At 35.7% G+C, this 23,663-nt stretch carries 23 protein-coding genes; 11 read left to right on the top strand and 12 right to left on the bottom strand.

The genetic code is table 11. The annotated features are described in order from the left end of the window. Window positions 1-114: 114 nt before the first annotated feature. The 5 genes from ACO05K_RS02540 to ispE form a co-directional block, all read right to left on the bottom strand. Window positions 115-411 carry a hypothetical protein gene (locus tag ACO05K_RS02540; protein ID WP_421942895.1) on the bottom strand — a complete coding sequence of 99 codons (297 nt, stop codon included), beginning with the start codon at window positions 409-411 and terminating at the stop codon, window positions 115-117. Between the two features lie 95 nt (window positions 412-506). Continuing rightward, window positions 507-1,229 (bottom strand): pirin family protein, encoded by a 723-nt coding sequence (locus ACO05K_RS02535; protein ID WP_421942894.1) that lies wholly within the window; start codon window positions 1,227-1,229, stop codon window positions 507-509. A gap of 263 nt (window positions 1,230-1,492) precedes the next feature. Next, window positions 1,493-2,659 carry a trans-sulfuration enzyme family protein gene (locus ACO05K_RS02530; RefSeq protein ID WP_421942893.1) on the bottom strand — a complete coding sequence of 389 codons (1,167 nt, stop codon included), beginning with the start codon at window positions 2,657-2,659 and terminating at the stop codon, window positions 1,493-1,495. Window positions 2,660-2,739: 80 nt separating this feature from the next. After that, entirely contained in the window at window positions 2,740-3,162 is a 423-nt protein-coding gene (locus ACO05K_RS02525) for an OsmC family protein (protein WP_421942892.1), read from the bottom strand. Between the two features lie 84 nt (window positions 3,163-3,246). Beyond that, entirely contained in the window at window positions 3,247-4,050 is an 804-nt protein-coding gene (gene ispE, locus ACO05K_RS02520; RefSeq protein ID WP_421942891.1) for a 4-(cytidine 5'-diphospho)-2-C-methyl-D-erythritol kinase, read from the bottom strand. Window positions 4,051-4,255: 205 nt separating this feature from the next. Between ispE and ACO05K_RS02515 the strand changes: the two genes are divergently transcribed. The 6 genes from ACO05K_RS02515 (at window position 4,256) to ACO05K_RS02490 (ending at window position 12,173) form a co-directional block, all read left to right on the top strand. Further along, complete coding sequence (locus tag ACO05K_RS02515; protein ID WP_421942890.1) at window positions 4,256-5,050, top strand: thymidylate synthase; 795 nt, start codon at window positions 4,256-4,258, stop codon at window positions 5,048-5,050. Window positions 5,051-5,279: 229 nt separating this feature from the next. Further along, on the top strand, window positions 5,280-5,540 hold the full coding sequence (locus ACO05K_RS02510; RefSeq protein WP_421946269.1) for a four helix bundle protein: 261 nt from the start codon (window positions 5,280-5,282) through the stop codon (window positions 5,538-5,540). 29 nt (window positions 5,541-5,569) lie between these two features. Further along, window positions 5,570-6,073: a dihydrofolate reductase gene (locus ACO05K_RS02505; RefSeq protein ID WP_421942889.1), complete on the top strand. Its 504-nt coding sequence runs from the start codon at window positions 5,570-5,572 to the stop codon at window positions 6,071-6,073. 384 nt (window positions 6,074-6,457) lie between these two features. After that, entirely contained in the window at window positions 6,458-9,433 is a 2,976-nt protein-coding gene (gene secDF, locus ACO05K_RS02500) for a protein translocase subunit SecDF (RefSeq protein ID WP_421942888.1), read from the top strand. Window positions 9,434-9,855: 422 nt separating this feature from the next. Further along, window positions 9,856-11,172, top strand: a complete 1,317-nt coding sequence (locus tag ACO05K_RS02495) for an NAD(P)/FAD-dependent oxidoreductase (protein WP_421942887.1) — start codon at window positions 9,856-9,858, stop codon at window positions 11,170-11,172. Between the two features lie 143 nt (window positions 11,173-11,315). Next, window positions 11,316-12,173 (top strand): hydroxymethylglutaryl-CoA lyase, encoded by an 858-nt coding sequence (locus ACO05K_RS02490; protein ID WP_421942886.1) that lies wholly within the window; start codon window positions 11,316-11,318, stop codon window positions 12,171-12,173. A 6-nt stretch (window positions 12,174-12,179) separates the two neighbouring features. Here ACO05K_RS02490 and ACO05K_RS02485 read toward each other — a convergent pair whose 3' ends face one another. The 4 genes from ACO05K_RS02485 to fbaA form a co-directional block, all read right to left on the bottom strand. Next, window positions 12,180-12,860, bottom strand: a complete 681-nt coding sequence (locus tag ACO05K_RS02485) for a TonB family protein (RefSeq protein ID WP_421942885.1) — start codon at window positions 12,858-12,860, stop codon at window positions 12,180-12,182. Between the two features lie 76 nt (window positions 12,861-12,936). Further along, a complete protein-coding gene (locus ACO05K_RS02480) occupies window positions 12,937-13,359 on the bottom strand; it encodes a GNAT family N-acetyltransferase (protein WP_421942884.1) in 423 nt (140 codons plus the stop codon). Next, the gene (locus ACO05K_RS02475; RefSeq protein ID WP_421942883.1) at window positions 13,359-13,841 is read right to left on the bottom strand and encodes a low affinity iron permease family protein; all 483 of its coding nucleotides are present in this window, start codon (window positions 13,839-13,841) and stop codon (window positions 13,359-13,361) included. The genes ACO05K_RS02480 and ACO05K_RS02475 overlap by 1 nt, the downstream gene beginning before the upstream one ends. Before the next feature lie 145 nt (window positions 13,842-13,986). Then, a complete protein-coding gene (gene fbaA, locus ACO05K_RS02470; protein WP_421942882.1) occupies window positions 13,987-15,066 on the bottom strand; it encodes a class II fructose-bisphosphate aldolase in 1,080 nt (359 codons plus the stop codon). Between the two features lie 312 nt (window positions 15,067-15,378). Between fbaA and accD the strand changes: the two genes are divergently transcribed. The 5 genes from accD to ACO05K_RS02445 all read left to right on the top strand — a co-directional run bounded on the left by accD (window position 15,379) and on the right by ACO05K_RS02445 (window position 19,458). Continuing rightward, complete coding sequence (accD, locus tag ACO05K_RS02465; RefSeq protein WP_421942881.1) at window positions 15,379-16,224, top strand: acetyl-CoA carboxylase, carboxyltransferase subunit beta; 846 nt, start codon at window positions 15,379-15,381, stop codon at window positions 16,222-16,224. 172 nt (window positions 16,225-16,396) lie between these two features. Beyond that, window positions 16,397-16,843, top strand: coding sequence for a nuclear transport factor 2 family protein (locus ACO05K_RS02460; protein WP_421942880.1), 447 nt, complete (start codon window positions 16,397-16,399; stop codon window positions 16,841-16,843). A gap of 10 nt (window positions 16,844-16,853) precedes the next feature. After that, the gene (locus ACO05K_RS02455; protein ID WP_421942879.1) at window positions 16,854-17,309 is read left to right on the top strand and encodes a YciI family protein; all 456 of its coding nucleotides are present in this window, start codon (window positions 16,854-16,856) and stop codon (window positions 17,307-17,309) included. Window positions 17,310-17,452: 143 nt separating this feature from the next. Further along, window positions 17,453-19,000, top strand: coding sequence for a M20/M25/M40 family metallo-hydrolase (locus ACO05K_RS02450; protein WP_421942878.1), 1,548 nt, complete (start codon window positions 17,453-17,455; stop codon window positions 18,998-19,000). Between the two features lie 86 nt (window positions 19,001-19,086). After that, window positions 19,087-19,458, top strand: a complete 372-nt coding sequence (locus ACO05K_RS02445) for a hypothetical protein (RefSeq protein WP_421942877.1) — start codon at window positions 19,087-19,089, stop codon at window positions 19,456-19,458. A gap of 568 nt (window positions 19,459-20,026) precedes the next feature. Here ACO05K_RS02445 and ACO05K_RS02440 read toward each other — a convergent pair. From ACO05K_RS02440 to ACO05K_RS02430, 3 genes are all read right to left on the bottom strand, one after another. Continuing rightward, complete coding sequence (locus ACO05K_RS02440) at window positions 20,027-21,046, bottom strand: IS110 family transposase (protein WP_421942443.1); 1,020 nt, start codon at window positions 21,044-21,046, stop codon at window positions 20,027-20,029. Between the two features lie 245 nt (window positions 21,047-21,291). Continuing rightward, window positions 21,292-22,296, bottom strand: a complete 1,005-nt coding sequence (locus ACO05K_RS02435) for a cytochrome d ubiquinol oxidase subunit II (RefSeq protein WP_421942876.1) — start codon at window positions 22,294-22,296, stop codon at window positions 21,292-21,294. 28 nt (window positions 22,297-22,324) lie between these two features. Further along, window positions 22,325-23,647 (bottom strand): cytochrome ubiquinol oxidase subunit I, encoded by a 1,323-nt coding sequence (locus tag ACO05K_RS02430; RefSeq protein WP_421942875.1) that lies wholly within the window; start codon window positions 23,645-23,647, stop codon window positions 22,325-22,327. Between the last annotated feature and the right edge of the window lie 16 nt (window positions 23,648-23,663).

The following is a 23,663-nucleotide window of genomic DNA, read 5'->3' as shown; positions in this document are numbered from 1 at the left end:
TAATGAATTGGTGCTTGCGAGACTTCGTAAGTTTAATCGAGCAGCCAAAAAGGATATCGCTTCAATCCCGTTTAGGAGGCTAGGAAATTACAACTATTGAAGTGTGAACAGCGATTAGCCTAATGCCGTCATAATCTCACCATAAAGCAAACCACTTCCACCACCATAATGCTGAATAATTTTTATTTCAGGTTTTAGCGCATTTATATTCGCTCTCAGCGCCTTTTCACATTCAGCATCGATACCATTACCCAAAAGCACTAAATCAACGCTCTGCGTTTCTAAAATCAATATTGCTTCTTCATCTGTACAAACACAAATCCCTTTCCATTCTGGTCGGGCGTTGAGCAACCGGTTCATCACGATGGTAATTTCTGTATCTCTGCCGATATAAAGTATGGTTGTTTGCATTTATATTTCAATTAATTTAAAATAAAATTGTCACATTGAGCTTGTCGAAATGCATTATACTTCGACAAGCTCAGTATGACAAATAAATTATTAATTTAACTCAATTCCATCGGAACGTCCATTAACAAAACTTCCGCATCGGCAGTGTTTGCTTTAAAACTAATGCTATCTGCATCCCAAACACCTAAACCATCTCTTTTGCTTAAAGTTTGTCCATTGATGGTAACTTCACCATTAATCACAAAAGCATAAACACCATTGCCAGCTTTTTTGATTTTGTAATCGGTTTCAAAGCCTTCATCAAATTTACCTAAAGAAAACCAGGCATCCTGATGAATCCAAACACCGGCATCATCTTGATTTGGCGATAAAATTTGCTGAAAGTTGTTGTGACGAGCTTCAACATCTAAAGCCAATTGGTCGTAACGTGGTGTAACATTTTTCTTGTTAGGGAACAACCAAATTTGCAATAAACTTAGTTTTTCATCAGGCAAAGCATTAAATTCGCTATGGCTAACGCCTGTTCCGGCACTCATAACCTGAATTTCTCCAGCTTTAATTACTGCCGAATTTCCCATGCTATCTTTGTGCGCAATAGCTCCGGATAATGGAATCGTTATGATTTCCATATTATCGTGTGGATGCGCTCCGAAACCCATTCCACCGTCAATCAAGTCATCATTTAAAACCCGCAAAACTCCAAAGTGCATTCTTTCAGGATTGTAATAGTTAGCAAAACTGAATGAGTGGTGAGCATTTAACCAACCATGATTTGCATGGCCTCTGGTGTTTTCTTTGTGCAAAATAAACTGTGACATAAATTTCCTTTCTTGTTTATGATACAAATTTACTACAGGTTATAAACCTGTGCATTGATGTAGGGTAAGTAATATCAGGATTTCTAAGGATTGAAGGATTTCAGGATAATGTCGCTTAATGTTATAGTTTAGATTTTCTAACCTAATTCTGAATACACTTTCATTGATAGCTTGAAACAAAAAGCGGGGCTATCGTAACCGATGCCCCACTGTATTTGCTTTTCTAATTAAGATTCTGAAATAAATTCAGAATGACGGCCAACTTACGAAAGTGCTTGCTCAATGTCAGCTAAAATATCATTGATATGCTCCAAACCAATTGATAAGCGAACTGAACCTTGTTCAATACCAACAATATTGCGTTCTTCTTCAGTTAATTTATTGTGTGTACTCGTTGCCGGATGCGTTGCAATGCTACGTGTATCGGCCAAGTTTGCTGAAATAGAGAACATTTTCAGTCCATTCATAAATTTGCGAGCGCCTTCGATACCTCCGTTAACTACTATAGTTACAATACCACCACCTTGTTTCATTTGCTTTTTGGCAATTTCATATTGTGGGTGCGATGGCAAAAATGGATACTTCACTAATTTAATTTTTGGATGTTTTTCTAAGTATTCGGCAACTTTTAAAGCGTTTTCGCAATGGCGGTCCATACGAACAGCCAATGTTTCTAAACTTTTTGATAAAATCCATGCGTTGAAAGGCGATAAAGCCGGACCGCTGTGGCGGGCAAAACCGATAACTTCGGCTATAAGTTCTTTCGTACCCAAAATAATTCCACCTAAAACACGTCCTTGTCCGTCGATGTATTTTGTAGCCGAATGAATCGAAATATGCGCACCTAATTTAATCGGTTGTTGTAAATACGGTGTGGCGAAACAGTTATCAACCACTAAAAGTTGATTGTGTTTCTTCGCCAAATCGCCTAAAAATTCCAAATCAATAATATCGATACCAGGGTTTGAAGGCGTTTCTACAAAAATCATTTTGGTATTCGGTTTAATCAAACCCTCCCAATCTTCAGGTTTATCTAAATCTGCATAATCGAAAGTTACGCCCCATTTACCAAAAACATTGGTTAATAATTGGTGTGTTGAACCAAAAACAGAACGACTGGAAACGATGTGGTCGCCCGCTTTTAAAAATGCACCAAAGGTTGTAAAAATGGCTGCCATTCCTGTTGAGGTGGCAAAACCATCTTCAGCGCCTTCAAGCAAACACATTTTTTCGATAAACTCTGAGGTATTTGGATTTGAATAACGGCTGTAAACATTCCCTTCCTTTTCGTTCGCAAATAAAGCACGCATTTCTTCTGCATCATCAAACTTGTAACTTGATGTTAAGTAAATTGGTGCAGAGTGTTCTTTATGCGAGCTACGTTCGGTTTGAGTTCGTATCGCTATGGTTTCAAAATTTTCGGATTTCATTTTTTAGTATCAAGATTTGAGTATCAAGTATCAAGATTTGGTGCCGAGTGTCAAGAACTTGTCTTGCTACTCGATACTTGCTACTTACTACTATTTATATTATATGTAAAGTTAATTTTTGCAGAGCGCCCTAAAATATTAGACACGGAGCAGTATTTATCAAAGGTCATGGCTAAAGCACGTTCTACTTTTGCAACACTTAAATCGCCGGTTAAATCGAAGTGAATATCGATTACATCGAAAATCGGAGGCATTTCTTCATCCTTACGTGTAGCATTAATGGCAATCTTGATATCATCTAAAGGTTCTTTTTGTTTTGTCAAAACGTTTACCATATCGATGCCGCTGCAACCACCTAAACCAATAAGAAGCATTTCCATTGGCCTAAAACCTTTTCCCTCGCCACCAATTGCAGCCTTTGCATCCAACTCAACAGTAAAACCGCCTTCATTTTCTGCCTCGAAATTAAACTTCCCGCTTTTGCGGATGAGATTTATATTCATGTTGTTAGTATTCTAGTATCGAGTAGTTAGTATAAAGTACAAGACAAATTGCTTTAGTCTTTCCGCCTTTACCTTTCAGCTCTTTTAAATATTATAATAAACTAAATTGTCTTTTTCCAGTTCGGGCAGTTTAACGGGTTCGTTAAAAATTGCAAAAACCGACGAACCGCTACCACTCATTAAAGCGAATGTTGCGCCTGCATCGTATAAACTGGTTTTTATTTGATGAATTTGGGGATACTTTGCGAATACCGATTGCTCGAAATCGTTGGTAACCTTATATTTCCATGTTGTTGGCGACAAATGTATGATTTCTTTTAACGATTGCAAAGGTTTTTGAGGTTTTACCAACGCATAAGCATCGGCCGTACCCACATGTACAGGCGGTTTTACCAAAACTTTAAACCACGCTGACAAATCAACTTCGCATTTTTCAAATTCATCACCTTTATTAAAAGCATAAACAGGTTTATTTCCAATGAAGAAAGCACAATCTGCTCCCAATTTTCTGGCGTAATCTTCCATTTGCGTTACGGATAAATCCAAGGCAAACTTTTCATTAATTAATTTAATTACAAAAGCACAATCTGCAGAACCTCCGCCCAAGCCTGCTCCAACTGGTATATTTTTCAACAAATTAATCTGCTGCGCTGGAATATCAAAATCGGCTTTTATTAATTGGTAAGCCTTAAAACAGAGGTTATCATTCGCATCGCCAGGAATATCAATGCCATGAATTTTGCAAGCTGTTTCTTCAGCATTAACAATCTCAACTGCATCTTTAATATTAATCGGGTAAAAAACAGTTTCGAGGTTATGGTAACCATCTGCCCGTTTTTCGGTAATGTTTAAGCCTAAATTTATTTTTGCGTTTGGAAAGGATAACATTCGGATTTGAGATTTGAGATTTGAGATTTGAGATTTTCCCCTCAAAGTCAAATATAGTGCTGATGCAAACATACAAAAGTCAGGCTTGTTTAAAAATCGGATAATGTAGAAAACTAAAAGATTTCAGGATTAAGATTTTTTACATATTTGTACTTAATTAATTACTTAAGATTTTGGAAGTCCGATTAATCGGGAATAGGGATATATGAAACAATATTTAGATTTAATGCAGCATGTGCTGGATAACGGTGCACAAAAACACGACCGTACAGGCACAGGAACCATCAGTGTTTTTGGCTATCAAATGCGTTTTAACTTGCAAGAAGGTTTCCCTATGGTTACCACCAAGAAATTGCACTTAAAATCTATTATTCATGAATTAATCTGGTTTTTAACTGGCGATACCAACATCAAATACCTTAAAGATAATGGCGTTCGTATTTGGGATGAATGGGCAGATGAAAACGGAAACCTTGGCCCAGTTTACGGTTCGCAATGGAGAAGCTGGCCTACGCCAGATGGGCAACACATCGACCAGATTACGAACATCATCAACACCATTAAAAACAATCCAGATTCGAGAAGAATTATTGTTTCTGCGTGGAATGTTGCCGAAATAGAAAATATGGCTTTGCCGCCTTGCCACGCCTTCTTTCAGTTTTATGTAGCAGACGGAAAATTAAGTTGCCAGTTATATCAACGCAGTGCTGATATTTTCTTGGGTGTACCTTTTAATATTGCATCTTACGCTTTATTAACCATGATGGTGGCACAAGTTTGTGGTTTAGAAGCTGGCGATTTCGTACATACTTTAGGCGATGCGCATTTGTATAACAACCACATTGAGCAAGCGAACTTACAGTTAAGCCGCGAGCCAAAACCATTGCCTACAATGAAAATCAATCCTGATGTGAAAAGTATTTTCGATTTTAAATTTGAAGATTTCACTTTGGAAAATTACGAAGCGCATCCGCATATTAAGGGTGTAGTGGCGGTTTAGTTAATTAGTTTAATTTGTTCAATAGTTCATTGGTATCATTAGGCTAAACATTTATTATAAATCTCTATTCAATTTCATCCCTTATAATTAGTGTGTAAACAAAATAATTATGAGTTATAATCGAATTGAAGATTTAGAAGTTTATATGCTTGCTGAAGATTTATCAAATGAAATTTGGGATATTACAACGAAATGGGACTTTTTTGCTAAAGATACCGTAGGGTAGCAAATTTGCAGAGCAGCAGATTCAATTAGTGCAAACATAGCTGAAGGCTATGGACGTTTTCATTTCAAGGAAAATAAAAACTTCTGTTATTACAGCAGAGGTTCTATTTTGGAAACTAAATCCTTTTTGAGAAAAATGAAACACAGGGGTTTGGTTAGCGAAGAAATTTATAACCAACTTTTTAATAAGCTTGAAATAATACACATTAAGCTTAATGCTTATTTAAAATATATTGGCAAGAAATCTTCTGGCACTAAACCATGAACGGATGAACCCAATGAACTAATGAACTAATGACAAGTGAACCAAAAACCCTTTCCATAGCCGTTGCCGTAGGCGAAAACTTCGCTATTGGCAAAAACAACCAACTCTTGTGGCACATGCCTGCCGATTTAAAGTTTTTCAAGCAAACTACTTCGGGGCATACCATTATTATGGGTCGTAAGACTTTTGATTCTGTTGGCAGACCTTTACCAAACCGTAGAAATATTGTGATTACTCGAGATTCATCTTTAAAAATTGATGGCGTTGAAGTGGTTAATAGTTTGGATGAAGCATTAGCGATTACACAGCATGAAGAAAAACCTGTTTTTATTGTGGGTGGGGCAGAAATTTACCGTCAGGCTTTACCAAAAACAGATACTCTTTATTTAACTACTATACACCATACTTTTGATGCTGATACTTTTTTCCCGGAGATTGATAGAAACGAATGGGAAACAGTAAGCTCTGAACCTCATAAAGCTGATGAAAAGAATAAGTACGATTATACTTTTGAGGTTTTAAAAAAGAAGTAATACGACAACCGTCATTGCAAGACACAGCTTCCCCGAATAGTCGGGGCAAGCTGTGCCTCGCAATGACGATGAGCTTAAGCCATTAGCCGAAAATAGATACTCTATCATTGCCATCTAAACCCGATATTCGCGAATGCCATTTTTCATGGCAGCAGCATTAGCGGGACCGAACCAAAGCCAAATGCTTCTTCAATTGCTTTCCAAATAAATAACAATCAAATTCAATGGCAAAAACATGTTCAACGTAACGAATGCATTGCTATTATTCTATATTGAAAATTAATCTTAATAAATTATCAATTAAGGGGTTCTATAATTTAAAAATTTAATTAGATTTGCCGACTTGTTAAAAAACAGCGAAAGACAAATTATTTTAAACAAACAATGCAAGGAAAAGGTTTTATTAAGTTTATAGCGATAGTTTTAGCTATCGTTTGTGCGTATGCCCTTTCATTTACACTGGTAGCATCTAGTGTAGAGAAAGACGCCAAAAACTATGCGAAAGGTGATGTAGCCAAAGAGAAGGCTTATTTAGATTCGATGAGTACTGAAAAGGTTTACCCATTATTGGGCTTTACTTATCAGGATGTAAAATCGAAAGAGATCAATTTAGGTCTGGATTTAAAAGGTGGTATGAACGTAACGATGGAAATATCGTTAGCGGAATTAGTTAAATCATTAGCAGATAACACAACTGATGCTAATTTTAACCAAGCCTTAAAAAATGCACAAACTCAATTAAACGCAGGCGGTAAAGATTACATCAAACTTTTTGTTAACGAGTTTGAGAAATTAAGTCCTGGTGTTAAACTTGCAGATTATTTCTCAAATCAGGATAATGCTTCTCAGTTAAAACCAAATGCATCAAATGCAGAAGTTCAATCTTTCTTATCGAAAGAAGCTGAAAGTGCAATTGACCGTTCATTCACGATTTTACGTTCTCGTATTGATGGTTTCGGCGTTGTTAGTCCGAACATGCAAAAACAACCTGGTACAAACCGTATCTTAATCGAAATGCCGGGTATTCAGGATAAAGAACGTGTTTATAAATTATTACAAGGTTCTGCTGAATTACAGTTTTGGCAAGTTTATCAAGTTCAGGAAGTTGTTTCTTTGCTTGAAAACATCAACAAAACTTTAGCTTCTACTTTAAAAGAAACTGCTCCTGTAGCAAACGATACTACTGCTGCTCCTGCAACTGGAAGTAAATTAGCTGGCTTAGAAAAAGCTGGTGATACTGCAAAAGGTGGCAAATTAGCTGGTTTAGCTAAAAAAGATTCTACAGCTGCTAAAGCAGAACTTGCAAAATCAAACCCATTATTTTCAGTTTTAAGTATCCCAACTTATCAGGCAGAAAATGGTCAGCCTTCTTTGCGTCCGGGACCAATTGTTGGTTGGGTTCTTCAAAAAGATACTGCAAAGGTTAATTCATATTTCAGATTACCAGAAGTTGCTTCTTCTATTCCTTCTTCGATGAAGTTTATGTGGAGCGTTAAACCAATGGAAGGTTCTAAAGTATTCGAACTTTATGCAATTAAAGTTACAAGTGCTGATGGTAAACCAGATTTAGGTGGCGAAGCGGTAAGCGATTCTCGTAACGATTTTGACCAAAAAGGTAAGCCTGAAGTAACGATGTACATGACCAGCGAAGGTGCTGCGAAATGGAAAAAAATTACTGCTGAGGCTTCTGCTGATGCTCAAAATAAAAAATCTATTGCAATTGTATTAGATAACCAAGTTTATTCTGCTCCAACTGTTCAAAACGAAATTCCAAATGGTGTTTCATCAATCTCTGGAAACTTTACACAAGAAGATACTAAAGATTTATCTAACATCTTAAAAGCTGGTAAACTTCCTGCTCCTGCTCGTATTGCAGGTAGCTTTATTGTTGGTCCAACTTTAGGTGCACAGGCAATTCACGATGGTTTAATCTCTTTCGTAATTGCGTTTATCGTAATCTTAATCTTCATGGCGTTATATTATCACCGTGCTGGTTGGGTTGCTAACTTTGCGTTATTAATCAACTTATTCTTCATCATTGGTATCTTAGTTTCATTAGGTGCGGTGCTAACCTTACCTGGTATCGCCGGTATTGTGTTAACCATCGGTTTATCAGTTGATGCGAACATTCTAATTTTCGAACGTGTACGTGAAGAACTTGCTTTAGGTAAAAACATTCCTACTGCAATTAAAGAAGGTTTTAAACATGCAATGCCATCTATCTTAGATGCAAACATTACTGTATTTATTTTAGGTGCAATTCTTTATGCTTTTGGTAGCGGCCCGGTTCAAGGTTTCGCAACTACATTGTGTATTGGTATCCTTTCTTCGTTATTTGCTGCTGTTGCAATTTCAAGAGTTGTTTTCGAAGCGATGTTAGATCGTAAAATGGAAATCACTTTTGATAACAACTTTACACGTAATGCATTTAAAAACTTAGCATTCAACTTTGTTGGTCGCCGTAAAATTTACTATATCATCTCAACAATTATTATTGTTGCAGGTATTGGTATGTACTTCAAAAATGGTGGTTTAAACTTAGGTGTTGATTTTAAAGGTGGTAGAACTTACTTAGTTCATTTCGATAAAACAGTTAATACTGAAGATTTAAAAAGCACTTTATCTCCTGTTTTCGGTAACGAAACGCCAGAGGTTAAAACTGCAGGCGAAGATAGCCAGGTTAAAATTACAACTACATTCCACATCGAAGATCAAGATCCTAAAACGGATAAAGTTGTAGAAGATGCTTTAAACAAAGGTTTAGCTGGTTCAAAATATGAAATTGTAAGCTCGCAAAAAGTTACGCCAATTATCGCAAGCGATATTGTGAACGGTGCTTTCTACGCAGTATTAATTTCATGTGTATTCATGTTTATCTACATCGTTGTACGTTTCAAAAAATGGCAATATGGTTTAGGTGCGGTACTTGCATTAGCGCATGACGTTTTAATGGTACTTTCTTTCTACACAATTTTAGATGGTGTATTACCATTCTCATTAGAAATTGGTCAGGACTTTATTGCAGCAATTTTAACCGTAATGGGTTACACCATGACAGAAACTGTTGTTGTGTTTGACCGTATTCGTGAGCGCTTAAAAGAAGCTGGTAAAGAAGATTTACATGGCGAAGAACGTAATCAGTTAATTAACTTCGCGTTAAACAGCACGTTAAGTCGTACAATTTTAACATCGTTAACAGTGTTCTTCGTGTTATTGGTAATCTTCATTTTCGGTGGCGATAGCATCCGCGGATTTATCTTCGCATTGTTAATCGGACGTGTAATTGGTACATATTCATCATTATGCATCTCTACTCCTATCGTAATCGATTTAGGTAGCTCTGCTGAGAAAAGAAAATAAGACATCAAAATCTTAATATATCAAACGCTCCGATTTATCGGGGCGTTTTTTTTGCTTTAGGAAACTGAATTAATATTTAGTTAAAATTTTTGAAAAGCAGTTTCAGTATTTCATAGGTTACTCCAGTCCTGCTGTACATTCCAATCTTTTTAATTTAGGCACTGTTATGCTGAGGAACGAAGCATCTGCAACCGATGAAACAGATTCCTCGTTCCTCGGAATGACAAGATATTCAGCGTTGCTGCAAATTAAAAAGGATTTCCATTCCCATCAGGTTTAATAAACTCAGTTTTTTGCTCAAAACTTCCAAAAACCAAACGTCATACTAAAGTTATATTATTTTCAATAATCACTGAAACTTCAACTTTTAAACCTTTTGGCTATCTTTTTGTTACGTTTGCATAGATAAAAACGCAGATAAAATGGATTTACAACTTCCTAAAAGTGAGTACCCGAGAGTAGTAATTGTTGGCGGTGGTTTCGGTGGAATTGAATTAGCAAAAAGATTAAAAAACAAACCCTTTCAAGTAGTAATGTTGGATAAACATAACTACCATACTTTTCAACCATTACTTTATCAGGTTGCTACAGGTGGTTTAGAAGCCGATTCGATAGCTTTTCCGCTTCGTAAAATCTTTAAAGGACAGAAAAATCTGATTTTTAGGGTTACAAAAGTTACGGAAGTAAATGCAGCTGAAAATTGTCTAAAAACCGATATTGGCAACATCAAATACGATTATTTGGTTATTGCAACAGGCTCAACAAGCAACTTTTTTGGAAATAATGAAATTGAGCAAAATTCAATGCCGATGAAATCTATTCCTGAAGCTTTGGATCTACGTAGTTTAATTTTACAGAATTTCGAAAAATCTTTAATAGAAACGGATGCTGATAAAAAAAGTGCATTGCTGAATTTTGTAGTTGTAGGTGGTGGTCCAACTGGAGTGGAGACTTCTGGAGCCATTGCTGAGCTTAAAAAACATGTTATTCCAAACGATTATCCTGAAATGGATTTGAGCAAGGTAAACATCTATCTAGTGGAAAATTCTCCAGAACTTTTAGGCCCAATGTCACCACAGGCACAACAAAAATCAAAAGAATTTTTAATAAAAATGGGCGTTCAGGTTATGAATGAAACTCGTGTTTTAGGATACGACGGACATACACTCACCTTACAAGACAAAGCCCCTATTTTAAGTTCTACAGTAATTTGGAGCGCAGGTGTTAAAGGACAGGTGATTCCAGGTTTAGATAAAGCAGAAATTGTTCGCGGCGGACGATTGAAAACAGATACTCAAAGTTTAATTGTTGGTTATCAAAATATTTATGCAATTGGCGATGTTGCTGCAATTATAGATGAGGAAACACCAAACGGGCATCCTGGTGTTGCTCCAGCAGCGATTCAACAAGGACACCATTTGGCTAAAAACTTAATCAACATTAAAGAAAACAGACCTTTAGAAAAGTTTAAGTATTTTGATAAAGGCTCTATGGCAACCGTTGGAAGAAATAAAGCTGTAGTTGATATCGGCAAAATACGCTTTCAAGGTGTATTTGCTTGGTTTACCTGGATGTTTGTTCACCTAATGACTTTAGTAGGCTTTAGAAATAAAATAATCGTATTCGTAAACTGGGTTTGGAGTTATTTCAGTTACGACAGAGGTACAAGGTTAATTATCAGAACCTTTTCAAAAGATAGAAGCGTTGATTACCGAAAGGAAGTGAAGGAGGTTCATTAGTCATTGGTCATTAGTCATTGGTCATTGGTCATTGGTCATTGGTCATTGGTCATTAATGAAAACTCAGTTTTTGGATTACTGTTTCTTGAAACTTCTTTTCTTTGCGAAAAACTTTGCGCACTTTGCGGTTAAACCAAAATAATATGAGCCAAAATAAATTCAAATTAGTCGAATGTCCCCGTGATGCAATGCAGGGATTACATGATTTCGTTCCAACCAAACTAAAATCTGAATATTTGAATTTGTTGCTTCAAGTTGGTTTTGATACGCTTGATTTTGGAAGTTTTGTTTCACCAAAAGCGATACCACAAATGGCTGATACGGCTGAAGTTTTAGCAAATCTGGATTTAAGCAATACCTCAACTAAACTTTTAGCCATTGTAGCCAATTTAAGAGGCGTTGAAGAGGCTATTAAGCATGCACAGATAAGTTATCTAGGCTTTCCGTTTTCCATTTCTGAAACCTTTCAACAACGAAATACAAATTCCAGCATTAATCAGTCTTTAACAACTGTTGAGGAAATGTTATCACTTTGCGATAAAAGCAATAAAAAAGCTGTAATTTATTTGTCGATGGGTTTTGGAAATCCTTATGGCGATGAATGGAATTACGAAATTGTAGAAAAATGGGCTGATGTTTTAGTTGGCAAAGGCGTTGAAATTATTTCATTAGCCGATACCGTCGGGATTTCTACTCCTGAAAAGATAAAAGCCATTTTACCTAAGCTGATTTCAAAGTTTAGCAATACAGAAATTGGAATTCATTTACACTCTACACCTACAGAAAGATTTGAAAAAATAGAAGCAGCCTATGATTGCGGTGTTAAAAGAATCGATTCTGCACTAAAAGGTTTCGGTGGTTGCCCAATGGCAGCTGACGATTTAACCGGAAATATTGCAACTGAAGAGGTAATCAGCTTTTTAAACTCCAAGGGAGAAGGTTTAAACCTAAATATGGATAAATGGAATGAAGCGATGATTTTATCCTCCAAGATATTTTAACAAAATCTAAAAATAGAAAATTTGAGTCGCCCGCTTTTGAACATTGACTCCGTTTTTACAACCAGGAAACCAATTTGGCATTATTTTTAAAACTCTCACAGCTTCGTCATCAAGAATGGAATTTAATGATTTCTCGATTTTTATGCTATTAATTTTTCCTTTTGCTGAAATCTTAAAATTTAATACAACTGTACCACTAATCTTTTGATCTGTTAGAATTTTAGAATCCTTTTGATTGGCTTTAATAAACTTTTTTAGCTCAATTTCTCCACCCGGAAATTGTGGTTCCATATCAGGTTTAGTATAAGTTCCTTCAATATACACATCTGCCAGAAAAGGATATTTTATACTTAAACCATTGGCATTCCATGCATTTGTTCTTTTTAGAGAGTCATCCTGATAAAAGGATTTTTGTCTAATACCACCATTTGGATAATACCACGTAAACTTACCATGCTTAATCTCTGGTTCAACAGACTTATAAAAACCCATCATCTGAATATTTCCATCCTTGTAATAATCTTTAAGTACATAGAGGTTATTCTCGAATTCTGTTAACCGATAATAAGTAAAATCTTTTTTATCGGCAGATTTCCATTTGGAGTCATAATAAAGAGTATCTAATTTCTGAGCTTGGCATGTTACTATCATGCCATAAAACAGTATTGAGAGCAATAATTCTTTCATTGATGGCAATTAAAAATCCATTTAAATAAAATCGCTTTTTTTAAGAAGGTTTTTATAATAAATTGATACTTATAACCTAAACCTTCTTTACCATTTTAAAATGCTGAATACCTGCTTCTTCAAACTGCTCTCCTTCCGCAATAAAACCAAATTTGGCGTATAAGCTCATTGCATCCAATTGTGAGTTTAAGTATATATAATTTGCACTTTCTGGCAAATCAGATAAAGCTTCAGCAATTAAAGCTCGTCCTACGCCCATTCCTCTAAAAGCTTTGAGAACAGCAAAGCGTTCCAATTTATAACCTGCATCAGTTTTACGCCAACGACATGCTCCACAAGGCTGCCCATTGTGTGACGCTAAGAAATGAATCGATTCGTCTTCATGTTCCCATTCCAATTCTGGCGGACAATTTTGCTCGTCTACAAATACAACTTTGCGTATGGCAAATACTTTATCTAAATCTTCGGGATGAATAACTTTTTGAACTAGTAGACTCATTATTTATCGGTTTTAAAGTGTTTATTCGTTTTAAGTTTTAACTCATTTAGCTCTTTTGCTGCATCAATTGAGTGCGAGCAATGAATATCGGCCTCTTTTTTTGCAAGTGCAGCAATCGTAACGTAAAATTTATGTAACTGGTCTAATTCCTTTTCGCTCAAATCTTCAATATCAACCATTCTATTACTTGCACCTTGCTGTGCAGCAATTAATTCATTTAATTTCAGCTGGATTGCTTTACCATCCTTGTTTTGTGCTTTCTGAATTAAAAAGACCATTAGGAAAGTAATTATCGTCGTTCCTGTATTTATAACCAGTTGCCTGGTTTCAGAATAATTAAACAATGGTCCTGTAACTGCCCACAAAATTACAATTGCTGTAGCAGCAATAAATGCAACAGAACTCCCTGTAAATTTAGTTGCTGCATTAGCAAATTTCTCAAAAAAATTATTGTTTTTGGATTTATTCTTAGATTTCGTCATTACATTTCATTTGCTTAAATATAATGAAAAACAAACAAAAACGCCATCGGTTTTTAACCAATGGCGTTTTTGTTGTTAGTTGGAATGTTAAAAGGTTAGAAAGTTGCAATGTTACAATATTCCAACATTAAAACATTTTAACGAATTAAAGCTTATCGTTTGCGTTGATGCAATTTAAATCTTCGAAAGCTAAAGTTAAACGTTTAACAAAAGTTTCTTCTGCTTTGCGTAACCAAACACGTGGATCGTAATATTTCTTGTTTGGTTTATCATCGCCATCAGGATTACCAATCTGGCCTTGAAGATAAGCTTCATTCTTTTTGTAATATTCTAAAATACCTTCCCAAAATGCCCACTGCATATCAGTATCGATATTCATTTTGATAGCACCGTAAGAAATTGCTTCTCTGATTTCTTCTTGTGAAGAACCAGAACCACCGTGAAAAACAAAATTGATTGGTTTCTCAGCAGTTAAGCTATACTTTTCTTTAATAAAATCCTGAGAATTTTTTAAGATAACCGGTTGTAATTTAACATTACCTGGTTTGTAAACACCGTGAACGTTACCAAAAGCTGCAGCCACTGTAAAACGTGGAGAAATTTTGCTTAACTCATCATAAGCATAAGCAACTTCGCTTGGTTGAGTGTATAATTTAGAACTATCGACATCACTATTATCTACACCATCTTCTTCACCACCTGTAACACCTAATTCAATTTCGATAGTCATGTTCATTTTTGCCATACGAGCAAAATATTTTGAAGAAATTTCCATGTTTTCTTCGATAGATTCCTCAGAAAGATCTAACATGTGTGATGAAAATAAAGGTTTGCCAGTTTCAGCAAAGAATTTTTCACCGTGGTCTAAAAGGCCATCAATCCAAGGCAATAATTTTTTAGCGGCGTGGTCTGTATGTAAAACCACGGCAACACCATAATGCTCTGCCAATAAATGTACATGTTTAGCTGCCGATACAGCACCTAAAATACATGCTTGCAATTTCTCATTATCTAAAGATTTACCAGCATAAAACTGTGCACCACCATTAGATAATTGAATCATAACTGGCGAATTTACTGCCTTAGCAGTTTCCAATACCGCATTAACCGTATTTGTACCGGTTACGTTAACTGCTGGTAAAGCAAACTGGTGTTTTTTAGCCTGCTCAAATAATTCTTGAACGGCATCTCCGTAAATTACGCCTTTGTAGCCTTTTAAACTCATCTCTTGTTAATTTTTATTTGTTCGAAGTTATAAAAAAAATTAACATTCCAAGCTTTTGTAACAACAGAATTATTTGCCTCACAACCAAATAGAGGGCATTTAGTGTATAAAACACATTATCCATAGTGTAAAAACTACACACATGTAAGAATTATCAAATTTCAATCATTAATTTTCAAACTGCAATAACCACCATACAGACTTGGTAATTGTTTTTTGATTATTATTCGTTCTTCGCAATTTGGTTATTGGTAATTCTTTATCTTAATTATATTTTTCGTTTCTTTGCAATCCAATTCTTTAAAAAATTATATGGCTTGGTTTAAGAGAGAAAATAAAGGTATCATTACCACAACCGAAGAGAAGAAAGAGGCACCTGATGGAGTGTGGAATAAATGTCCAAATTGCAAAAAACCGCTACATCAGGCAGAATTACAGGAAAACAAATACGTTTGCCACTACTGTGATTACCACTTGAGAGTAGGTTCAAAAGAATATTTCGAAGTTTTATTTGATAATAACGAATTCAAAGAACTTTTTGCCAACCTAACCTCTGGCGACCCGCTAAACTTTAACGACAATAAGCCTTATACCGAAAGAATCAAAGAAAGCCAGGCTAAAACTGGTTTAAAAGATGCTATTCGTGCAGGTGTTGGTAAAATTGAAGGTCAAGATTTAGTTATTGCCTGTATGGATTTTGCTTTTATCGGTGGTTCTATGGGTTCTGTAGTTGGGGAAAAAATAGCACGTTCTATAGATTATTCTATAAAACATAAAATTCCTTTCCTAATGATTTCAAAATCTGGTGGAGCACGTATGATGGAAGCTGCATTTTCATTAATGCAAATGGCTAAAACATCGGCAAAACTGGCGTTGTTAAGTCAGGCGAAAATACCTTACATTTCTTTACTTACCGACCCAACAACTGGTGGTGTAACGGCTTCTTACGCAATGCTTGGCGATATTAACATTGCAGAACCAGGTGCTTTAATCGGCTTTGCGGGTCCGCGTGTAATTAAAGAAACCATTAAAAAAGATTTACCAAAAGGCTTCCAAACCTCAGAATTTGTTTTAGAACATGGATTTTTGGATTTTATTGTAGATAGAAGAGCGATGAAAGCAAAACTTGGTTCTTTTATCAAGATGATGAATAATTAGCTTATGGGTTAATTTGTTTAACTGGTTAATTGATATTTTAAAAGCAGGACTTAGATAACTTCGGTTATTTTATTCCTGCTTTTTTGCTTTAATGAAATTATGACTGTTAAATGCCCACAACTAAAAGCTCTATAAATTTTATATCTTTAGGTAACAAAAAACTAACCAACCAATGAAGCACTTCTTTATTTCTGTCCTTCTACTTATCATTAGTAAAGTTTCATTTTCGCAAACTAAACAAGATACGTTATCAATTAAACAAGCCGCATTAGATTATATCGAATCGCAACATCAACCAAATCCATCCAGAATGGAACGTGCTTTACACCCAAGAATGGTTAAACGAACTTTTTGGAAAGATAAAGCAACAAATAAAGATTATGTTAGAGAAACATCTACCGAATCGATGATTTTACTTGCTGAAAGCTATAATGTAAAAGGAGATAAATTTCCAGCTAATCCTAGAAAAGAAATCAAACTATTAGATATTTCTGAGCGAACTGCATCTATTAAACTAATTGCCGACGAATGGATTGGTTATATGCACCTTGTAAAACTGAATGGCGCATGGAAAATTATCAATGTATTGTGGCAATATAATGATGTTAAACAACATTAAAACCAATCAAATGAAAAGATTAATATTATTAACCCTGCTTTTAGGCTTTGTTTTTTCTTCGCAAGGACAGGAAAAATCAAAGTATGATGAAACGCTAGCAAAGAAACTCGGCGCTGATGATTACGGCATGAAAATGTATGTTTTAGTTATGCTAATAACGGGTTCAAATATATCAGAGACTAAAGCAAAAACCGATAGTTTATTTGCCGGACACATGACAAACATGGGTAAAATGGTAGAAATGAAAAAATTAATAGTTGCTGGTCCGATGGGTAAAAACGATAAAAATTATAGAGGAATTTTTATTTTAAATACAAAATCCATCGATGAGGCTAAACAACTTCTCGAAAGCGACCCTGCAATAAAAGCCAAAGTTCTGGATGCTGAATTGTTTAACTGGTACGGTTCTGCTGCGTTATCAGAATATTTGCCATTTCATGATAAGGTGCAAAAGAAAAGTTTTTAGGTTTTAGTGTTATCCAAAGAAACTTACTGAAATATATCTGCTGATTATGCCTTAATAACATTCTAACTGCAACATTTCCATTAACATCATATCGCAAAGCATTATTTAATTAATTTAGCTTATCAATTCAGCTAAACTTAATTATGAATAAAAAATTACTATTCCCTACCCTACTTCTTTTTACTTCATCTTTTGCTATTGCACAAGACAAGAAAGTTATTGATAACATTGTTAAAGAAGTAAATGAGAACTCACAGTTAGAAAAACTGGCGCATGAGCTTTTAGATGTTGTTGGACCACGTTTAGTTGGTTCGCCACAAATGAAACAAGCAAACGATTGGGCTGTAAAAAAATATGGTGAATGGGGAATTTCTGCCAAAAACGAAAAATGGGGCGAATGGCGTGGTTGGGAAAGAGGCGTTACACATATCGATTTAGTTAGCCCTCGTTTAAGAACCTTAGAAGGTACACAATTAGCTTGGAGTCCATCAACCAATGGCAAGGCAATAAATGCAGAAGCAATTGTTTTACCTGCAATTACAGATTCAGTTTCGTTTCAACAATGGTTGCCAAATGTTAAAGGCAAATTGGTTTTAATTTCAATGAATCAAATCTCTGGCCGACCAGAAAAAAACTGGGAAGAATTTGCAACTAAAGATTTATTCGAAAAGTATAAAAAAGAAAAAGCTGATGCTTTAAAAGCATGGAATGCCAGTATTGCAAAAACAGGTTTAACGGCTAAAAATTTAGCTTTAGCTATCGAAAATAACGGAGCAGCAGGCATAATCATTAATAACTGGTCGCAAGGTTTTGGTGTAGATAAAATTTTTGGTGCGAATACAACCAAAATTCCAACGGTAGATTTATCGGTTGAGGATTACGGCTTGGTTTATCGCTTGGTAAAAAGTGGTAACAAACCAACTTTAAAAATAGAATCTGAATCAAAAGAACATGGTGTTGTGCCAACTTTTAATACGCTTGCCGAAATTAAAGGCAAACAGAAACCTAAAGAATATGTAATGCTTTCGGCTCACTTTGATTCTTGGGATGGCGCAAGTGGTGCGACAGATAATGGCTCTGGAACGATTATGATGATGGAAGCTATGCGCATTTTAAAGAAATTTTACCCTAACCCAAAACGTACTATTTTAGTTGGACATTGGGGAAGTGAAGAACAAGGTTTAAATGGTTCGAGGGCTTTTGTTGAAGACCATCCAGAGGTTGTAAACAACTTACAGGCTTTATTTAATCAAGATAATGGAACAGGCCGTGTGGTTAATATCGGCGGACAAGGTTTTGCGAAATCTAAAGATTACATCACTCGTTGGTTGGCTGCTGTTCCAGATACAATCAAAAATCAAATTAAAACCAGTTTCCCTGGAACTCCAGGTGCAGGTGGTTCTGATTTTGCATCTTTTGTGGCTGCTGGCGCATTAGGCTACTCTTTAAGCTCTACCAGCTGGGATTATGGCACTTACACATGGCACACCAACCGCGATAGTTACGATAAATTAGTTTTTGATGAAATAAGAAGCAACGTTATATTAGCGGTAATTATGGTTTACATGGCTTGCGAAGACCCTGAAAAAACTTCTACAGAAAAATCGACTGATTTGCCTGTAAATGAAAGAACAGGAAAGCAAGCAACCTGGCCTGTTCAAAGTAAAGCGAACAGAAAAGGTGGTTTGTAAATAAAATTTAAGGATATTTAGAAAGAGCATTTGGAAACAGATGCTCTTTTTTAATTTTAAATATCTAAACAGAAGATGATTTAAAAATGAATAGTAATAATGACATATTAATTAGCCTAATAATTGGACTAGCTTCAATTACGTTTATTGATAGTGTTGGTGCAATGTTGTCAAGGAAAATGCAATTCAAATACACTTATTTAAGCATAATATCATTCATGGTCTATATTGCGATTGGCTATGTGGTTTCAATTAACCATCCATTGATTTTCGCAATGGTTATAAATGCTTTTTTAGGCTTTTATGATGCTACAATTGGAATGAAACTATCACTTATATTTAAAGCTAACATACTTGAGCCAAAAATAGATATGCAGGTATGGAAAGTTACATTAAGTATGGTTGTTACAGCAATTTTCTTAGCGTTAATCGGGCATTTAATACGCAATTGGTTTTAACAGTTTTACAATCACTAAACCCGATAAAGTTGAAATCCCTTTTAATGCATCAACCTTGGATAATTTGTCATGCTAAGACACAGAATGTCCCGAACATTCAGGAAAGCATCTGCAACCGATGAAACAGATTTACTTCGTAGCTGCTTTGCGGTCTTCGTTCCTCAGAATAACAGCATCTTAAAAAATTTAATTTTGAAGCGCAAAACCTCTGGTTCTTGGCTTAGGTTCTGTCCCGCCAATACTACTTCCGATGAAAAATCGGAATTCGTTATGTCGGGGCTATTTAACTTCATGTATCACCATTTTGAGTGGTTTCCATGCACCGCCAATTCTTCATAAACCCGATAAAGTGGAAATACTTTTTTATTACACTGAATTTAATAAATTGCCACATTTTTCCTCCTTGCAATGACTATTAAAAAAAGCACAACAGAAGTTAAAAAAGATTGGAACGATAGTGGGACTTTCGAAACCGAAGAACTCCTGTATTTGCTTTTCAAATAATTAAAGAAACTGTTTTGAAACTGGTCTTCGACAAGCTCAGACTGATTGTTATGACTTTTGCAAATTAGGCTGCTATATTATAATTGCTTTTATAAGGTTGTTGTGTTTTAATTACAGCTGCTATTCTTAGCGTTATTTTATTTCTCACTGCATTAAGTATACTCATGCTATGCTTACCTTCATCCTTTTTCCTTTGGTAGTAGTTCTTGAATTCCATATTATGTTGGATAACTGATAATGCGCATAGATGTAGTAGTTTTTTAAGGTCTTTGTTTGCCATCCTATGTACCCTGGTTTTACCTTTTACACTAATCCCGCTCGAGTGCTCGAACGGAGCGACTCCTGCATAGCATGCCAATTGCTTTCCACTTGGGTTGCTGGCAAAATTCGCTGTACAACCAATCAGGTAAACCGCGGTGACATGTCCGATCCCTGGTATACCGGTCAACAGGTTATAGTTTCGTTGAAAGGCGCTGTTTTCTTTAATAATTTTGCGGATTTGTTCTTCAATATTTTTAATCGATTTTGCTATTCCATCAATAGCAGATTTAAGTGCTTTCTCAATTAGTTTCTGATGTGATTTTTCATTTACATTACCTAGCTCTTTAATTGAAACGCTAAGTCCTGTAGCCTGCTTGAGTAATTTTGTTCTGGCAGATATGAAATCTTTTAAATGCAATAACTGTGGATCTAAGGCTTCTGTGGCCTTTAATGTATCAGATTCCTTAAAGGCATACTTGCATAAACGGACACTATCTATCTTATCATTCTTTCCTCTAGCTATCCCAAAACTCCATTTAATATGGGCTGCATTACCAATATGAATTGGTACGTGTTTGTTACTGCAGAATGACCAGATTAGCCGGTGATAGATCCCTGTATTTTCAATCACCACCAGAGTGTCTGGATTAAAGGTGACCTTATGAAATTTAAGCCATTTCTCAAATGTCTTTATCCCAGAAGCTGTATTCTCAAACCGGGCGCTTTGGATAGCTTGTTTTACATGACTGATAACAGTCATTAAAGAAGCATCAAAGTAGGGCTTTGATACATCAATCCCAATAAAGAAATTTGTATTAATCATATTATTTATTCTTTAAATTTGTAGCAATTACCTAAGTTTTACCCCATCGATCCAAGTCCTTAATAATGGGTAATGCCCTAATTGTTATCTGGTCACTAAGGGAAAATCGGTAGCGGATTATATCAGTCTATAGGTATCTAACCTTGACAACGCTTAATGAGCCGCTACCGATTTAGGTAACTTGTTAAATATAAATCAATTCAATCATTTTAGACCATTGCAAATCTAAAGGACAGATTTGTAAGCTACTCCTCTTTTTTCTGGAATTTGTAAAACAAATAACCGAGGAACGGCAAAATTAAAATACTTCCTAATAACAGCGCCAAACCAAGGCTGTAAATTGTTTTTTCTGGTCCGACGGTTTCGAAAAGTGAAATTGCATTGCCATCTTTTAAGCGGATAAAATTAGGAAAATGAGCATAGCTAATTGCAACTAAAATCATGGTTACCTGAAAGCCGGCTAAAATTCTTAACACTTTAGTTTTTCCTTTTAGCAATAAATACCAAAGTAAAATCAATGATAAGCTTGCCAAAATAATTGCAGTTAAGCCGACTGTATTTTTGAAAACCCAATCGATTAATGGAATATTATCTAAATGAGCGGCTATAAAAACCATTGCACCAAATACAACTGCACCGATATTCATGTATTCGGCCTTTTTAATAAATCTTTGTTTATCATGTGTGTCTTCAGTTTCGCCAATAAGATAAGTGGCTGCTAAAAAACCGCAAAGCGCAACGGTAAAAAAACCAACAGATATCGAAAACCAATTTAGCCATCCAAAAACATAAGCGGAAAGGAAATCATTTGCATCTGTATCGATATGTCCGGAAATTAGACTTCCTGCGATAATGCCCAGAAAAAGCGCTGTAATAAAACTTGAGTATCGAAAAATTCTGTTGTATAACCACTGCATATCATCTTTTACAGCATCATAATGACGAAAAACAAACGCTGTACCACGAGCAATAATACCAATGAGCATAATAAGCAAAGGAATATGAAGATAAACCGACATCGTTGTGTAAATACGCGGAAAACCAACAAACAATATCACTATTGCAATGATAAGCCACATGTGGTTTGCTTCCCAAACTGGACCAATAGCATGATAAAGGGTTTTACGGGTCCTGCTTCTGTTTTTGGTTGAGGTAAAGAGTTCGATAATTCCTGCACCAAAATCGGCACCGCCCAAAAGGAAGTAAAGCAAAATGCCCAAACATAAAAAGGTTATTACAACGTATTCCATAATTTATTTATTGCCACAGTTAGCTGATTTATACTTCCGATTTTTTGTTATTATAAAGCACAGGCACCATTTTAATTTGACGGTATAGCAAAAAGGTAACGATAACACTTAGCGATATATAAATTGCCGAAAATATATAAAATGAATATGCAATTCCGGGCATTGGCGTAACTGCATCTTTAGTGCGCATAATGCCATAAATTATCCAGGGTTGCCTGCCAACTTCTGTAACTACCCAACCAGCTTCAAGAGCGATATAACCTAATGGAATGGCAAAAACAAATAGTTTTAGCAACCAAGGTTTATTTAGCAAGTCTTTTTTTCGAAGCAAAACAAAGAAATAAATCAGCGAGATAAGCATTAACAATGTTCCTATACCTACCATTATTTGAAATGCATAATGTGTAATGGCAACCGGAGGTTGCTCGTTTTGTGGTATTTTATCTAACCCTTTTACTTCTGCTTTAAAATCGCCATGGGCAAGAAAACTCAACGCTCCCGGGATTTTTATTGCGCCTTTAACTGTTCTGTCTTTTTCATTTACGATACCACCGATTAATAACGGAGCCGGTTTTTCAGTTGTGTAAAGCGCTTCCATAGCGGCAAGTTTTGCTGGCTGCCTTTTGGCCACGTCTTTTGCAGAAATATCGCCACTTATTGGCTGAAGCAGTGCACCAATGCAGGCAAAAACCGCAGCAATTTTAAAGGCTTTTAAATGAAATTCTTTGTTTTGATTTCTTAAAATCATTAATGCATGAACGCCCGCAACTGCAAAACCTGTAGCTGTAAACGCAGCTAAACACATATGTAATGCTTGCGAGAACCAGGCTTTATTAAACATGGCTTGTATTGGGTCGATATTCAGATATTTTCCATTTACAAAATCAAATCCTGCCGGACTATTCATCCATGCGTTAGCAGCAACTACTAATATTCCTGATGCTAATCCACTTACACCAACAACCATTCCTGTAAACCAATGAAACCATTTATTTAATTTATTCCAGCCATAAAGAAAGAAACCTAAGGCAATTGCTTCGATGAAAAACGCTGTTCCTTCTAAAGAAAATGGCATTCCGAAAATTGGTCCGGCGTGTTCCATAAACTTTGGCCACAATAAACCCAACTCGAAAGATAACATTGTACCAGATACGGCTCCTGTTGCGAAAAAAATAGCCACACCTTTGCTCCAGGCTTTGGTTAGGTTTTTATAAACTTCATCGTTAGTTTTTAGCCATTTGTAATGCGATACAGCCATAAAAAATGGCATAACCATACCAATACAAGAAAAAATAATGTGAAAGCCTAATGATAAGGCCATTTGGGAGCGAGCTGCTAAAAAATCATCCATATCTGATAGTGGATTT

Origin of the sequence: Pedobacter sp. (genome assembly GCF_965227205.1) — a bacterium.
Classification (GTDB): Bacteria; Bacteroidota; Bacteroidia; order Sphingobacteriales; family Sphingobacteriaceae; genus Pedobacter.
Note: the sequence above shows the minus strand (reverse complement) of the source record. Positions and strands in the feature narration are given on the sequence as shown.